We start from the raw sequence: 16,911 nt of genomic DNA, 5'->3' as shown, positions 1-16,911 counted from the left end.
CTTCTATCAGTAAAGACGAAGGCAAAACGTGGGAATATAGTCCTTTGCGTGCGCCAGGGTTTGTGAATAGTAATGCAAAAATTTGGGGTCAAAAATTGTCAAATGGTCAATATGCGACTGTATATAATCCATCAGAATTTCGTTGGCCTTTGGGTATCTCTGTTTCAGATAATGGATTGGATTACAAGAATTTATTGCTAGTAACTGGAGAAATTTCGACGATGCGCTATGGTGGAAATTATAAATCTTACGGTCCACAATATGTTCGTGGCATTATAGAAGGTAACGGAACACCGCCCGATGGCAATATGTGGTTGACCTACAGTATGAACAAAGAGGATATTTGGGTGAGTAAAGTGCCTGTTCCTGTGGCGAGCGAAGTGTATGGGACTATCAATGAGACATTTGACAGAATGCCAGAAGGCAAAGAGCTAGAGTTATGGAATATTTATAGTCCTCTTTGGGCAAGAGTAGGTATAGAAAAAGCTCCTGATGGTTCAAAAGCTTTGGCTTTACACGATAAAGATCCTTTTGATTTTGCCAAGGCGGAACGTGTTATTCCAGAAGCGACTAAGACTACTATTACTTTCACGGTTATTCCTGCTCAAAATAATAAAGGCTTGTTGCATATTGAATTTCAGGATGAAAAGGGAACGCCTGCTGCTCGTTTGATTTTTGATTCGGATAGCACGCTAAAAGCAAAAGTGGGCTATCGAAACTCAGGGGTTCAGACGTATGAGGCTGGAAAGTCGTATGAAATTCGTGTTGAATTGGATAGATATAAGCGTATGTATGACATTTATGTCAATGGCCAGAAAAAGGGAACTCGCTTACAGTTTGCCCCAGTGGCTTCTTTCCGTCGTGTGGTTTTTCGCACGGGAGAGGTTCGCCGTTTTCCGAATGCTGATACGCCAACTGACCAAGATTTTGATGTGCCAAATGCAGGTGAACAAGCACCAGAGGCAGTTTATTATATCAAAAATTTTATCGTCAAATAACAAAGTTATCGCTATTTGCTAGCCTTTAAACCTATGAAACGAACAGGAATATTTTTATTATTAATTGCTTTATTATCAAGTTCTTGTAAAAAAGAGGTTTACCTTTTTACTTCTTTCCATGAACCTGCTACTGAGGGATTACGGATGCTTTATAGTGAAGATGCTTATCATTGGAAAGATCTAAATAAGGTTTTATTAGCCCCAAAGGTTGGTAAACAAAAGGTCATGCGTGACCCGTCCATTGCACAAGGTCCCGACGGTACTTTTCATTTGGTTTGGACAAGTAGCTGGAAAGGCGATTTGGGCTTTGGTTATGCTTCCTCCAAAGATTTGATTCATTGGTCAGAGCAGCAGTTTATTCCTGTGATGGCAAATGAGCCAAGTACAGTCAACGTTTGGGCACCTGAGATTTTGTATGATAAAGCAACCAAACAATTTGTCATTATTTGGGCTTCTTGTATTCCTAAACGTTTTGAAAAAGGAATAGAAGATGAAGAGAACAACCATCGAATGTATGTGACTACGACAAAGGATTTCAAAACATTCTCGCCAAGTAGATTATTCTTGGATCCTAAATTTAGCGTCATTGATGCGGTAATTGTTCCTCGCAAAAAAGATGATTATGTGTTGGTATTAAAAGACAACACCCGTCCAAATCGTAATATTAAAGTAGCTTTTGGGAAAATTGCTACGGGTGAGTTTAGCCATGTTTCTGAGCCATTTACCAAGAAATTTACCGAAGGACCGTCGGTGGTTAGGGTAGGAGAGGAGTACCTCATTTATTTTGATTCGTACCAAAGTAAAACCTACGAAGCCATGCGCACCAAAGACTTTAAAACTTTTGAAGATGTATCCAAAATCGTGTCAGTTCCCGAAGGTCATAAGCATGGGACCATTTTCAAAGTGTCTTATAAGGTCTTGAAAAAATTGCTTGCTCAGCCATAATAAAATTGCTTTAGGCCATAAGCCGTAGGCATTAGGCGAAATGTATTAATGATTTCGTGAGAGACACTTTTACGCTCTTTGCTCACCAACTTAAGTAGTAGGAAAGATTAAATTAATAGTATAACTGAGGCAAAATTTGACTATAACCTTTTGATTATGAATATCTTCAAATAACCAATATACTGTTAACTAATAACCTTTTCCTACTTACCAATTTTTAACTCACAAAATAACCTTATTACTCAATGAAAAAATTAGCTTTAGTTCATACATCTGCGACCTTAATTCCTGTATTTCAGGAGCTTTGTCAAGCTTTTTTACCTGGCGTACAAGTGTTCAATATTGTAGATGACTTTTTAGTGAAAAATATTATTGCTTCGGGTTCGCTCACTCCTACCATCGCCAAACAAGTGGTTGGCTATGTAGAGTCTGCACAAATGGGCGGAGCCGATCAAGTTTTGGTAACTTGTTCGTCGATTGGTCCAGCGGTAGAACTTTCAGAGCATTTGGTAGATATTCCAGTGTTGCGAGTTGACCAGCCAATGGCCGACAAGGCTGTCGCTATGGGCACTCGTATTGGTGTGATTGCGACTTTATCGTCTACGCTTGAACCAACAGCAGATTTGATTTCTCGTCGTGCCGAAGTGGCTAGTAAGGAAATTCAATTGGAGGCTGTACTGTGTGAAGGTGCTTTCGATGCCTTGATGCGTGGCGATGCCGCGACACATGATCAGAAAGTAACAGAGGTATTGAAACAATTAGCATCAAAAGTAGATGTAATCGTACTGGCTCAGGCTTCTATGGCACGAGTGGTTGCTAGTTTGAATCCAAGCGAAAAGAAAGTTCCTATTCTTTCAAGTCCTCAAATTGCGATTGAATATTTGGCTTCTCAACAAGCTTTATCCTAACCTGTAGCTATGAAAGTTGTCTTTAAAACCTGTTTAATTCTTTCCTTCCTATTGCTAATCGCGTGTGTACTTCTTTGGTATTCAGGAACTAATGAAATGTTACCCCCATTGGCTATTGCTGGTATAGTATGTTTTGCTTTAGGGATTAAAGAAGTAGAATCTCTTAAAAACTATCAATATACGGCTTGGATTATGACGGCTGTTTTGTCAGGAATGCTCTATCCTGAGGCTTTTAAGTCTTGGGGAGGTGTTAATCTAAGAGATAAAACTTTGATATTGATTATCATTCAGTTTGTGATGTTTGGTATGGGAACGCATATCAAAGTGAAAGATTTTGCAGGTATTGGTTCAACAGGAAAAGGCGTACTCGTAGGTTTATTTTGTCATTTTTCAGTAATGCCTTTGATGGGTTTTTTGTTGACAAGAATTTTTCATTTTGAACCAGAAATTGCCGCTGGCATCATTTTGATTGGCTCATGCTCTTCTGGTTTGGCATCGAATGTAATGGTTTATCTGGCAAAAGGAAATCTAGTGTTATCGGTTGTAGTAACGGCCATGGCAACGTTGGCTGCCCCATTTTTGACGCCATTACTTATGAAATTGTTGGCAGGAACACTCATTGAAGTTGCTTTTGTAGGCATGATGATGGAAATAATCAAGATAGTGTTGATTCCAATTGGCGCGGCACTGTTATATGATTTTTTGAAAAACTCGGATGAATCGGTTCTAAAAAAAGCTCGAATAGTAGCGTTGATTTCACTGATAGTGATTTTGTGCATTGCTTTTTTCCTAAAACAAAGTGCTATAGAAGGCGATCCGAGAGAATTTTTAGGGATATTTAGCTTTATCCTAGCGGCGATAGTGATGGGTGTTGTGTACCACTTCTTAACCACACTAGAGCCTCGTCTGGACACTTGGATGCCCTATATTTCAATGATGGGCATTATTTATTTTACCACTGTTACTACTGCGGCGGGTCGTGATAACTTATTGAAAGTGGGCGGTTTACTTTTTGTGGTGTCGGTAATTCATAATGCCAGTGGGTATTTCTTTGGGTATTGGTTGGCTCGTCTTTTTGGTATGAGCAAAACCGATGCTCGCACGATTGCTTTTGAGGTTGGCTTACAAAATGGAGGGATGGCTTCTGGACTTGCGGGAACAATGGGTAAGCTCGGAACCGTTGGCTTGCCAGCGGCAGTATTTAGTCCTTGGATGAATATCTCGGGTTCTATTCTTGCTAATTTTTGGCGAAAAAGAGCTGTTGATAAATAACATTTTAATGTATAATTGTATGAAAAAGAGCTTATTAGCCTTACTGTTCTTTTCTGTTAGCTGTGCTTCATTTGGGCAAAAATTGATTTCTTCTCAAGAAATGAAAGCCATTTATGAAGAAGTAAAAACGCCTTATAAATATGGTTTGGTGCTTGTTCCCGAAGATACAGAGCATAAAATGGACTGTCCGACCGTATTTCGAAAGGGGAAAAAATGGTATATGTCCTACTTGATTTACAATGGTCGCGGCTATGAGACTTGGTTGGCCGAGAGTAAAGATTTGTTGAATTGGACTTCTAAAGGAAGATTGATGTCATTTTCGGATACGACCAAAGTAAAAGTTTGGGATGCCAACCAAAAAGCGGGTTATATGGCGCTCCAAGATATGACTTGGGGTGGTAGTTATGAACTAAAACCCTATAAAGGAAAATATTGGATGTCGTATTTTGGCGGAAATGCTGCTGGATATGAAGCTGGCGATTTGTCGATTAGTATGGCATACACAAGCGATGACCCAAGTAAGGCACATGAATGGCAAAGGTTAGAAAAACCTGTTTTGACCGCAACAGATAAAAATACTCGTTGGTGGGAAAATCGGAAACTATTCAAAAGTACTGTGATTCAAGATTCACAAAAACACTTGGGACATGAGTTTGTGATGTATTACAACGCCAATGGTGATTCGGCAGTGAATAATAAAAAAACTCGTTGGTATGAACGCATTGGTATGGCTGTTTCGGATGATATGGTTTCTTGGAAACGAATTCAAGAAGAGCCATTAGTATATCATTCTCAAGGAATTACAGGCGATCCGCAAATCCAGAAGATAGGCAATAATTATGTGATGTTTTATTTTGGGGCATTTTGGAAAGACAGAAAAGGTGCCTTCAATCGCTTTGCCGTCTCCAAAGATTTATTGCACTGGACGGATTGGGAAGGTGAAAATCTTGTTCAGTCATCAGAATCATATGATGAATTGTATGCCCATAAATCTTATGTGTTAAAGTATAAAGGAGTTGTTTATCACTTTTATTGCGGGGTAAACAAGGGTGACCAAAGAGGTATTGCTGTTGCGACTTCTAAAGATTTTGGAAAAAGTAAAGTAAAATTCGTGGAGCTTAAAAAGCCATAAATTAGTTTCTTAAGGTTGAATAGGTAAGGCATACAAGAATTCTTGTATGCCTTTTTGTTCTAATAATTCTTTATTTAACATAAGATAATTTATGCAACTTGTTTGCATGCTGTCTTTTTCATTGCTTCTCTTTTTGAATTATCATAACTTTAGCGCGATTTACACACAAAATGTTAACTTTTAAAGTTTATGATACAGCGAAAGAAAAAGAACTGGTTTTATATGTTATTTATATGGCACGGTTCGGTTTTGCCACAATTATTGCCACGATTGAGTTTATTACTAGTTTTCTCAATGATTGTCGTTCATTTTAATGGTACATTTTATGACTACAAAATTCCTCTAAATCCTGCGCCATTTACTTTGTTTGGTTTGGCGATTGCTCTTTTTCTAGGTTTTCGAAATAATGCCAGTTATGATCGTTATTGGGAAGGTCGTAAACTTTGGGGAGCACTAGTTATTGACTCTCGCTCATTGCTCAGACAAGCTTTGAGTTTGACTACTTACGATAGCAAAAGCCCACAAATTAGAGAGTTTACTTCCATACTTATAGCCTTTGCTTATGCTTTAAAACACCAACTTCGTCATACAAATGCAGATATTGATTTAGAAAAAAGATTACCTTCTGAGGTTTTTGAAAGAAGTAAAAGTATAGGTTTTAAACCTACCTTTCTGCAATATGAATTAGCGAATTGGGTCAAAAAAGCCAAATTAGAAGACAAAATAGATTCGATAGGACAAATGGCAATGGATGCAAATTTGAATCAATTGTCAGCTATTGTTGGTGGTTGCGAAAGAATTCATTCTACTCCTATACCTTATACTTATGGCGTTTTATTGCATAGAACTGTCTATTTGTATTGTTTCTTTTTGCCATTTGGTTTGGTGGATAGTTTGGGTTGGCTTACACCTATTATCACTGTTTTTATTGCTTATACTTTCGTAGCTTTTGAAACCATTGCAGATGAGTTAGAAGAACCTTTTGGGACGGAACCAAATGATTTACCACTCAATGCGATGTGTCTTACCATTGAAACAACCTTGTCTGAAATGATAGGAGAGCCTGTTCCTTCGCCACCACAATTGGAAGGCTATATTTTGGACTAGGAAGAAAGTTAATTCTATAAGAATTGTACATAGATTGAGCCTTATCAATAAAATAGCACTGATATAGCTGCAACCCTTGCAGTTGCCATGCTGAGTTGGGTAAGCGCATTGACGCTACGTTAAATTTCAAAAACTTTGAAAAAACACTTTTGTACAAAATAGAATCATTCGTCTTGTCCTAATTTAATCGAATAAAAAAAAGCTGTCCTCAAATGAGAACAGCTTTTACTAATTTCAGACGATTATGCTAAAGTAATAATTTGTATTATTGGTGATCAAATCACTGATAATTTTATTCTAATGGGTTAAAGGTGCCGTTTGTCCAATCATTAGTTTGCTTCAAAAGAGGATTATTGTTCAATGCTTGTGTTGGTAAAGCAAAGAAGTAATACTTTGGAAGGTAATTAATAGCTGGACGGCTCATGAGTCCATTTGGTGTCAATGCAATGGTAAAGTAATTCGTGTAAACATCTTCTAATTTCATACCATCACGAGTAGTTGCAAAGTCAGCAGGTACACCCGTTGTTTTTAATGAAATAACGGCTTTTGTACCTCTTTTCCCATTTAGAGTAGATTCAAGTAATCTCAAACGTCTAAGATCCCAGAAGCGTTTCCCCTCAAATGCAAACTCAACTTGTCTTTCATCAAGAATTGCTTTCATCATTTCTGCTGATGACATATTGGCTTTTAATCCATAGAGATTATCAGATCCAGCCTCTATACCTGCGCGCTTACGAACATTTATTACTTGCGTGTAAGCCTCATCCAGTTTACCAACAGCCGCAGCCGCTTCAGCGTAATTGAGCATTACTTCTGCAAAACGAATTTCAATCCAGTCTGTTCCTGAGAAAATAGTATTTGAAGGATCAAGCGTTGAGCCAGCAACATCGGATGTTTGGAGTGCTTTACGGCAATAAAATCCTGTATTGCTTATATTTACACCACCATTTTCTACGCTTTTTCCAGCAGCTAGATACGTCCAAAGTCTATTATTAGGGACGTTGCTCATTGGCCAAGTACAACCGTTATAAGCAATAGTTTTTTCGAAACGAGGATCACGATCTTTAAAAAATAGTAAATCACTGTAGGTATATTTTGATTCACCAGGCTTTTTGCCATCTTTCATTGGGTAGGCTTTAACCAAATCCCATGAAGGTATATTAGAACCACCGCCAGAAACAGTCGAATATCTTGGTCGGTTGGCAGCTTCCCAGCCACTATTACGTCTTTGCTGGTCGCCCACCGATATGTTATAGCCTGTCACAAATACTGCTTCTGTGTTACCAACCTCAGTAAACCAGATTTTTCCATAATCTGTGATAAGTTTTGCTCCACTTGCTGTCAAAATATCGAAAGCAGCTTTATTGGCATCATAGGCTGCTTGCCATTTGCTTGCTTGATTGGTAGGATTAAACTGTGGTGATGCAGCATACAAAAGTATTCTACCTTTTAAGGCTGCCGCTGCACCTTTTGTGACCCTTCCCCAGTTTGCAGCAGGTGTAATCCAAGTAGAAGGTAGATATTTGACTGCTGAATCAAGATCTGCTGACATTTGCTTGAAACACTCTGTTGTAGTATTTCTTGGGACAAATGCCGCGTTAATGGCTTCTGTACCTACAGCATTTTGTGGGGTAGTAATCATTGGAACACCACCATATAACTTTACAAGCTCGAAGTATCTCCATGCTCTAAAGAAAATAGCTTGTGCAATAAGGCGACTCTTTGCGCCTTTATCCATCAATTTGTCCTTTTCTAAATCAGCAATAAAAGTATTGATCGTTCTGATTTTTCCATAATTATTGGTAGCATTCAGAGCTGTTCCAAAATCAGTTACATCATTTTCCACTACAGCACCTTCTAAAAACTTATTTTGACTGCTGCCTTGGTTGTATGATTCTTCCGTATAAACACTCCCTCCAATACCTGATACGGCAGTTGCACCACCCCAATCAGGTAAGTTTTGATTGTAAATGTAGTTTAGGGCAATATTCGCCAAAACTGAGTCACCTGCTATAAGCTCAGGGGATGCAGCATTCAAATCGGTTTTATCTAAAACACTTTCACAGCTTGCTAATGAGAGCATAGCCCCCAACGCCGACCATAGGATATATTTCTTTTTCATTTTCTTCAATTTTAAGATTACTTTCTCGTTCCTTACTTCCGCTGATTATAAGTTCAAATTAAGACCAAGAGAGAATGTGCTGAGTGTTGGATAAACATCAAATGTACTTCCCCAGTATTTATAGCTATACGGATTGTAAAGGTTTAGTGGGTTAGTTGCAGTTAAATAAACTCTTGCACTATTGATGTTGAGTTTCTGAGCTAATGTTTGAGGAAGTTCATAAGATACATTAAGTGTTCTTACAGCTAATGTAAATGAACTAACAAACCAGAAATCTGAGTCATAACCATTTTGAGCTCTGAAAGCTGGAGCAGGGTATTTTGCATTAGGGTTGTCTACCGTCCAGTGGTCAACTAAATGAACAGGAAGGTTGGTAATAGCGTTGACTTGTGCTGAAGTACCCCAGCTTCTAGCGCCAGATTCCATAATATCTTGTCCACCAAATGAACCTCCTAGATTGAAAGAGAATGATAGTTTTTTGTAAGTAGTGGCAAAGTTTAGACCGAAGCCAAAGTGATTGTCTTTTTTATTGGTCAAGTATTGCAAATCGTTGTCATCAATTTTGCCATCAGCCTCAGCATAAGAGTAATTTCCGTTTGCATCTGGTGTTGCAGATTTCGCTCCTCGTACATCCTGATAATATACCATACCAACCTGAGGTTTTTGACCATAAATGGTATAGGCTGGATTTTTTTCCAAAAGAGCATCCAAGTCAGCTTGAGTACGTAAGATTCCCATCGATTTTAGACCTAAGAAGCCCATATCCGTAGAACGTCCGTTTGGATCACGATAAGTACCTTTCAAGCCTTGGTCATAGTCAACTTTAATTTGCTTGTTGTCACTCCATGAGAAGAAACCACGTACTTTGTAAGACCAGTCCTTATTAATACGGTCTGTCCATCCTAATGAGATTTCAGTACCAAATGCCGCTACAGTTCCGAAATTTTGTGAAGGAAGAGCCGCTCCTACCGTAAGTGGAACAGATGATGTCAAGGTCGTTAACATATTGTAACGATAGTCATAAAAACCATCTAGTGTCAAGCTCATGCGATTCTTCAAGAAGGAAGCATCAATACCACCATTTAATTTAGTAGCATCATCCCACTGTAAGTCACGATTAGGCATGGCATTTTTTAATCTGAAAATACCTGCTCTATCTAAGTTACCTCCAAATACTGGACCGTTACCTGTTTGAATTAGGTTGTAACTTTGTAACCAGTTGTACGCTCTTGTATTATCCATACCAGTTAGACCTACCGAAGCACGGAACTTTAATTGATCTACCCAGTGCACATTGTCTTTGAAGAATGGTTCTTCTGAAATAACCCAACCTAATGAAAGTGAAGGGAAGGTTCCCCAACGATTTTCAGGGGCAAAGTTGGTAGATGCATCACGACGTACTGATACTTCAGCAAGATACTTATTGGCATAGTTGTAATTAACACGACCTACAAAAGAAAGACGTCCTGACTCTGATTCAGATTCGCTAATAGTACCAACACCAGCACCCGAAGCTGTTCCTCCTAAAGCATATCCAGCGTTATCTAGTGCGTTATCTACGAGGTTGTCTAAGTATGAGGTGATACCGTCAGAGTAAGCCTCGCCTTGTTCAAATAGACCTAATACAGAGATGGTATGTTTTCCAAAAGTTTTATCATACGTTAAATAACCATTCAATTGATATGAATCTCCATAACTTGGGGCGTAGTAAATACGGTTACTGTTTGATACTGTAGCAATACTTCTTACATCTCCTCCAACAATGTGTTTATTGGCTCCAAGCATCGTAAAGGTATATAGCTTGTAACGTGTACCAAATTCTTTACCAAAAGAATTCTCCATATTTCTGTTGTAGGTCACTCTTGCTTTTAAACCTTTTAAGAAAGGTGCGTCGTATTCAAGTGAGGCATTGATATTTAGTCCATTATCTCGAGACATCAAGTAGTTGTTTGATTTTTGTGCTTCAAAAAAATGGAAGTTTTCGTTTGTGTTGGCACCACTACTTAATAAACTTACTGGTAATCCATTGTAATAAGCTGGAGTGAATGGAGCTGCATATAAGAGAGATTGAAAATCTTTTTCATTACTCGTTCCACCTTGTTTCAATAAGTAACGGTCTTTTGTAGAAACATCGCCCGATAGACCTAAACTAGCTTTTACATTTTTTGATACTTTTACGTCTGCACTGGCACGGAATGACCAACGATCAAAATTGATTTTATCGAAATTTCCGTTTTGTTGATTGTAGGCAACACTGGCAAAGTAGGTGGCTTTCTCGGTACCACCACTCACGTTTAAGGCATGTCGTGTAGTATATGAAGATTTCCATGCTTGTTCTAACCACGACTGACTATTTGTTTTGAAATAGTCTAACTCATCTTGACTATATAGCAAGGATGTATTGGTTGTTCCTGTATTATAACTATTACGATAAGTTGCCAATTCATAGCCGTTCATCATTTTAGGTAATTTAGCATCAGAAACACCTACTGAAGTACTGTAGGAAAATCTAGGTGCTCCTGTTTTACCTCTTTTGGTCGTAACCACAATAACGCCATTGGCACCACGTGCACCATATATTGCTGCAGCTGCATCTTTCAAAATAGAAATATTTTCTACCTCAGATTGATCCATCGTGTTAAAATCGTCAAACGAACGAATTACGTTATCTATCACGACTAATGGCGATAATGTCCCACCATCTTTTGAAAACATGGATGGATTACGAATAGTAATAGTTGCAGGATCTCCTGGACGAGCAAAACCTCCCGATACACCAACACCTGGTTGTTGAGCTACTAAAGCAGCCGATAAACTACCTACAGGAAGATCCTCGATAGCCTTCATATCGATTTGAGCAACTGCACCTGTTAAGTGAATTTTCTTTTGTTGACCATAACCTACAACTACCACTTCATCTAAAGAGGAAGATTCACTATCCAAAATCACATTAACGATTTTACGATCTGCAAGGGTAACTTCCTGTGTTTTATAACCAATTGAGCTAATAATTAGCGTTTCTTTACCTGTTGGCGCATTAAGTGTAAATGTACCGTCAGCCTTAGTGGTTGTACCTATTTTGCTGTTTTTGATACGAATTGTTACACCTGCCAATGGTGCACCCTCACTGTCCTTTACAGAACCTGTCACTGTGTGGTCGGCTTTACTTGTCTTAACGGCAGAACCCAACGCAGGATTTGAAGCTTGAGCTGCCTCCAAAAAAGGAGCTCCCGCAATGAACTGGGCTGCTAATAGCAAAGTACAGGTAAGTTTAGTGCCTTTAACTTTGCCAAATTGTGGTTGTAAATGAAATGTCATATTTTTCCTTACATTAAATTGAGTACTAAATAGTGTTTGTACGTTTCGACTTTCGTTCGAGTTACTTTGAGTTTTCCTAATTATTATTGTCCAGAGGTTTTGTTTGCTTCTTTTTTAGCTGATTCGGCTGCCTTAATTTTTTTCTCCCACTCTTGCCCTGCTTTTTTCATATCTACTCCTTGCGCTGAAAGATAATTATTGATTTTGCCCTTGTACTTTCCAAACCAAGCATGCTTCTTTTCAGAGGTTTCGGCATCCATAGCGTGCTCTCTTGCTTCAGTTAAATAATCCAAAATTTGCTTCTTTTGCTCTTTTGTCAAATCAGGAAGCATCTCTTGATAAGCTTTGTAAGTGTTAGGTAATACATTGTAAGTCATGCCATCTTTTACTGCTTCAACTTGTGTGTCAGACAGTTGCTTAGAAAGAGATTTGATATACTTTTCGTGCAAGATGTTTTGATCAGCTTCTGTTTTTTGTTCTACTTTTTGAATTTCTGCGGTAAGCTGTTCCTTATTGAATGAAGTATTGCTTTTGAGTGCTAAGATGCTATTCTTTTTTTGCTCATGGATGTCGTTGAGATTACGATACTGATTGGCAATTATATCTCTTACTTTAAGTGCTTTCTTTTCTTTCTTCACTTCAAGCTTCTGTACAATCTTATCAGCTCTATCTGTAATAGTCTTGGTGTAAGCAGCTTCTTTTGCAGATATATCTTGAGCATTTTGTGCATTTCCCAATAACACAAATCCTAGTAATAAAGCGGTGATCGAGAGTAATCGGAATTGGATCATTATAAGGTACATTTATCTGTTATGTTGGTATTGAAATTTTTCTTTTACACTTTTCTGCCTCCAGAGTGATTATGATTTATTAGCAACGCTTCTTGGTAAAATATTGAGAATTTCTAATTTTTTAAGGCAATCTATTGTAGTCTTTTATCATAATATCATGGAATTGTATTCTACTTGTTCAAAACCTGATTTCTGAGAACTATGATAAGTGTTATTTTGACACATTGATTTACTGATACTTGTAATTTTTTAGAAATTAAGTAATTGATTATTAATTTATTATAAGTTTTGGTCAAGACAAGTAATGACAACTTTATACTTTTTTTATATTACGTTAGTTATATAATTTGGTAATATTCTTTTATACAAGTAAAATTGTGTTGTTTCTACGATTCAAATTTCACTATATAAAGTCCTATTTTTATGCATTTTTTTACCAACTTAGTGTAGAATATTGTCATATAATAAATTGGAATCATCATATTTGAATATATTGTACAAAATTTTTGATAGTAGAACGTTTTTTAGAGAAAGTAGAAATAAAAGAATAGTCCTATTTTTTTGATAATATTGAGTTATGAAACCACTTTTCCAGAAAGTTCCTGTTAAGCTAGAAAGCTCCTTTAGTGTCCGACACGACGTTAGACCTAACTTTGGAGGTATCTGGCATTACCACCCTGAACTAGAGTTGCATTACATTATCAGAGGCGAAGGGGTTCGTTTTATTGGTGATAATATCAGCAACTTTTCGCATGGTGAGATTGTGTTGGTGGGCGAAAACTTACCCCATACTTGGCGTTGTAAAGAAGAGTATTTTTATCCAGATAATGATCTCGATGTTGAGGCGGTGGTTATACAATTTTTGCCTGATTGTTTAGGTAAATATTTGCTGGGTTTACCAGAAGCATATTTGCTTCCAAAATTGTATGAGAAGGCCAAAAGCGGTATGGTTATTATTGGGGAAACTCGTGAGAGGCTGACAGAGCTAATGATCAAAATTGCACAAGCTAAAAACTTAGAGCGTATCTCTTTGCTTATTTCAATACTACATCTCTTGGCCGAAAGTGATGAGTTTGAGACTATTGCTGGTGGACAAGCTTTTTACCAATCGAACGAGTCGGATACGCTGCGATTGAATAAGGTGTGTAATTATACTTTGATGAACTATAAAAAGGATATCACCCTTGAAGAAATTGCAGCGATTAGTAACTTGAGCGTCACTTCGTTTTGTCGTTACTTTAAGCTCATGACTAAAAAGACCTACTATGATTTCTTGATTGAAATCCGTATTTCACACGCTTGTAGGGCTTTGGTCGAGGATAAACTACCTACCGAAGTCATATGCTTTGATTGTGGATTCAACAATGTGTCAAACTTTTACAGGCATTTCAAAAAAGTAATGGGTATTACTCCGCTGGAGTACAAGCGGAAATATCATAAGAAATAGCAGATGACTTTCGAACAATTTCAGATTTGGGATTTCTGATTTCGGAAATAAAACAAAATGCCTTTATTTTTCATAAAATATAGAAGATTATACATCCGAAATAGACAGTTTTAGAATCTTTCGTACAGCACTAACTCACAATTATTCAATCCTCATAGCCCCAAAAAAATCCCCCGCTAGTAAAACTATTGCGGGGGATTCCATCCCAAATTAATTAACAAACTATCTCCTGTAAAGGTATAGCATCTTGTAAGTCCTTGTATGCCAGATACAAAGTCTCAATATCGCTGGCGACAGAAGGGCTTATCTTCCCTACGTTACGTCGTGTAAATGTCGAAATTGGAAATTTTCTTTTCTGTAAAAATAACTTTGAAGCAGTTGGATAAACATGGTGCATCACATCCATTTGTTTCACTAAAAAATCTTGCACTTTTTGGACTTCCTCCGAAAGCTCCTCTTTATTATAATTGTCACATAACCAAACTATTAGCTCTGGAAAATAATTACCTTGGATACAGGATAATCCCGCACTTCCTGCTTTTAGAGAATCCACAGCATGAACCATATAAGCATCATAAAGTCCAAAATTTTGCCCTTCTGTAGCTTTGATTTTAGCCTTGATTTGCTCAATATCCAAGCAGGTATCTTTATGATAAATAACTCTTCCTGTGCGACTTAGCCTCGACAATATATCCGCTGAAACCAAACGCTTATAAGGTACAGGACATTCGTAAAGTCCTAAGGGAATATTTTCCGTTAATGACAACAATTGCATCATTTTGTCTTCAAAAACTTCGTCAGTCTCATGACTTTCGGCAATGGCGTTTGCCAGGATAATCACTGCATCAGCGCCAGTATCATATACTTTTTTGACAAAATCTGCTTGCTCTTGTATGCTTTTACCAAAACTTCCTGTGGCTACAACAGGTAGTCCCGACGCACTTTTGATGGTTTGCTTGATTACTTGAAGTCGTTCATTTTCAGTAAGTTCAAACATTTCACTCGATAAACAATTGGCAAATAATCCACTTGCACCTGCTTCTACGTACAACTCTGTCAGTCGACCAAGACCTTCTAAATCTATTTCACCATTTTCATGGAATGGCGTTAACATTACTGGAATAAACCCTTTTTTGGTAGTAATCATAACTCTAGAGGAAGTGAAAAAGCTAAGGTTTTGATTATGAGCTATTTTTTGACAATAACCTAGTAGCAATAACACCCGAAATAAATAGGGTAACTGTACCGATTACAATGCTCATATTTTTATGTAAATGACTTTTTAATCCGTCATATTCGGATGGTAAGATGTCAGAAAATGTAATCCAACAAATGACCACCAATCCTATTAATGTGGCAATAATGGCTGCTTGGTTGGTGGCTTTTTTACTAAATAACCCTAACAAAAATAGCCCTAGCATACCTGCGGCAAAAAGTCCTGAAAGTTGCCACCATATATCCAAAATACTTTTGACACCAATCATAGCCATACCCGAAGCGAGTCCTAAAAAACCAAAAATAATCGTTGACGTATGCAATATACGTAAGCTACTTTTGTCGCTTATGTCTTTGACAAAATATCGTTGGTAAATGTCTATCGAAAACACTGTTGCTGAGGCGTTCATACCAGAACTAATCGTGCTCATGGCCGCAGACAACAATGCCGAAATAATGAGTCCCATCAATCCAACTGGGATTTTGTGAACCATAAAATGTGGCATTACCTTATCGCCATAATCTTCTACTTTGAGTTGAGCCGCTTGCTTCAGTAATTCAGAGGAACTCAGATTAGGAAATTTGGCTTTGACAACTTCCAATTTGAGCTGGTTCAATAATTCAGGATGAACCTCATAATAGGCATATAAACTTGAACCAATGATGAAAAAAAGTAAAGATGCTGGAATATACATCCAAACGCACATCCATAATGATTTTCGAGCTTCAGTTTCAGAGGTGGTGGTGTGATAGCGCTGAATATAATTTTGGTCCATCCCAAAATTGTTCAGATTTATCAAAAAACCATAAAATAGAACCACCCAAAAAGTTGAACTGGTAAAATCCCAATTCATGGAGCCTAAACTAAATTTATTTTTTATGGTGCCTATTTCGATAACTTGTCGCGAGCCTTCAGGCATATCCTTTACGATGAGAAATAAAATCAGTAAAGCACCAAAAGTTTTGATAAATGCCTGTGCTACTTCTGTCCAAATCACAGCCTCGATGCCTCCCAAGACGGTATATACGATGATACAAATACCCATCACCCACATAATCGTTTCCATCGAATAGCCAGTTAGTGCTTGTAGACTGAGTGCTATACCGAAAAAATAGACCCCATTCGGGCTAATTGCGTTAGCAAAAAGCACACTACAGCGTACGTTCTTGCCCATGCACCAAACCTTTTTTCGAGATTAGTATAGGCTGAAATTTCACCTGTTCCTCGATAAAATGGTATAAAATATTTGGAAGCTACCCATGCCGCCAAAGGCATAGACAAACTAAATACAAAAGCATTCCAATTGCCTGAATAAGCCTTACCCGGAACACCCAAAAAGGTATTACTACTTAAAAAAGTGGCATAGATCGAGGCGCCTATTGCCCAGCCCGGTATACTACCCGATGCCTTGGTGAATTGTTCTGTATTCTGATTCTTTTTCGAAAAATGGTATCCTACTGCTATCATTCCTAATAAATAGATGATAATCAGAGAGATATCCACAAGCGGTAAGCTTTGGTGGTTCATAGTGTATTGAGATTATTTTCATAAAGTTAAAAGGTCTCACTATGTCACTAACGCTCCACGCTTCTTTTTCTCAAACTTCCCTTGGAGGCTGATACAAAATTATAGTACTTTATCTAGTAAAATTTATA

General features: G+C 37.8%; 11 protein-coding genes and 1 pseudogene. 7 read left to right on the top strand and 5 right to left on the bottom strand.

What is annotated here, in order from left to right:
• The first annotated feature begins 95 nt into the window (after window positions 1-95).
• The 6 genes from BWI92_RS28290 (at window position 96) to BWI92_RS17840 (ending at window position 6,362) form a co-directional block, all read left to right on the top strand.
• Window positions 96-998 carry a hypothetical protein gene (locus tag BWI92_RS28290; protein ID WP_229363260.1) on the top strand — a complete coding sequence of 301 codons (903 nt, stop codon included), beginning with the start codon at window positions 96-98 and terminating at the stop codon, window positions 996-998.
• 33 nt (window positions 999-1,031) lie between these two features.
• Entirely contained in the window at window positions 1,032-1,943 is a 912-nt protein-coding gene (locus BWI92_RS17860) for a glycoside hydrolase family 43 protein (protein WP_095164993.1), read from the top strand.
• A gap of 245 nt (window positions 1,944-2,188) precedes the next feature.
• A complete protein-coding gene (locus BWI92_RS17855; RefSeq protein WP_095164990.1) occupies window positions 2,189-2,851 on the top strand; it encodes an aspartate/glutamate racemase family protein in 663 nt (220 codons plus the stop codon).
• A 96-nt stretch (window positions 2,852-2,947) separates the two neighbouring features.
• Window positions 2,948-4,123 carry a bile acid:sodium symporter family protein gene (locus BWI92_RS17850; RefSeq protein WP_229363258.1) on the top strand — a complete coding sequence of 392 codons (1,176 nt, stop codon included), beginning with the start codon at window positions 2,948-2,950 and terminating at the stop codon, window positions 4,121-4,123.
• A 19-nt stretch (window positions 4,124-4,142) separates the two neighbouring features.
• A complete protein-coding gene (locus tag BWI92_RS17845; RefSeq protein WP_095165213.1) occupies window positions 4,143-5,255 on the top strand; it encodes a glycosylase in 1,113 nt (370 codons plus the stop codon).
• Between the two features lie 189 nt (window positions 5,256-5,444).
• Window positions 5,445-6,362, top strand: coding sequence for a bestrophin family protein (locus BWI92_RS17840; RefSeq protein ID WP_095164986.1), 918 nt, complete (start codon window positions 5,445-5,447; stop codon window positions 6,360-6,362).
• Between the two features lie 292 nt (window positions 6,363-6,654).
• Here the strand turns inward: BWI92_RS17840 and BWI92_RS17835 are convergent, their stop codons facing one another.
• From BWI92_RS17835 to BWI92_RS17825, 3 genes are all read right to left on the bottom strand, one after another.
• The gene (locus tag BWI92_RS17835; protein ID WP_095164984.1) at window positions 6,655-8,484 is read right to left on the bottom strand and encodes a RagB/SusD family nutrient uptake outer membrane protein; all 1,830 of its coding nucleotides are present in this window, start codon (window positions 8,482-8,484) and stop codon (window positions 6,655-6,657) included.
• 45 nt (window positions 8,485-8,529) lie between these two features.
• Window positions 8,530-11,802 (bottom strand): TonB-dependent receptor, encoded by a 3,273-nt coding sequence (locus BWI92_RS17830; RefSeq protein ID WP_095164981.1) that lies wholly within the window; start codon window positions 11,800-11,802, stop codon window positions 8,530-8,532.
• 83 nt (window positions 11,803-11,885) lie between these two features.
• Window positions 11,886-12,593, bottom strand: coding sequence for a DUF3826 domain-containing protein (locus BWI92_RS17825; RefSeq protein ID WP_095164979.1), 708 nt, complete (start codon window positions 12,591-12,593; stop codon window positions 11,886-11,888).
• Between the two features lie 577 nt (window positions 12,594-13,170).
• Here BWI92_RS17825 and BWI92_RS17820 point away from each other — a divergent pair.
• The gene (locus BWI92_RS17820; RefSeq protein ID WP_095164977.1) at window positions 13,171-14,040 is read left to right on the top strand and encodes an AraC family transcriptional regulator; all 870 of its coding nucleotides are present in this window, start codon (window positions 13,171-13,173) and stop codon (window positions 14,038-14,040) included.
• A gap of 214 nt (window positions 14,041-14,254) precedes the next feature.
• Here the strand turns inward: BWI92_RS17820 and BWI92_RS17815 are convergent, their stop codons facing one another.
• Window positions 14,255-15,187: a dihydrodipicolinate synthase family protein gene (locus BWI92_RS17815; protein ID WP_095164975.1), complete on the bottom strand. Its 933-nt coding sequence runs from the start codon at window positions 15,185-15,187 to the stop codon at window positions 14,255-14,257.
• Between the two features lie 34 nt (window positions 15,188-15,221).
• A pseudogene (locus tag BWI92_RS17810) lies at window positions 15,222-16,783 on the bottom strand (sodium:solute symporter).
• Between the last annotated feature and the right edge of the window lie 128 nt (window positions 16,784-16,911).

This window comes from Flectobacillus sp. BAB-3569, from assembly GCF_002270355.1.
Lineage (GTDB): Bacteria > Bacteroidota > Bacteroidia > Cytophagales > Spirosomataceae > Flectobacillus > Flectobacillus roseus.
Note: the sequence above shows the minus strand (reverse complement) of the source record. Positions and strands in the feature narration are given on the sequence as shown.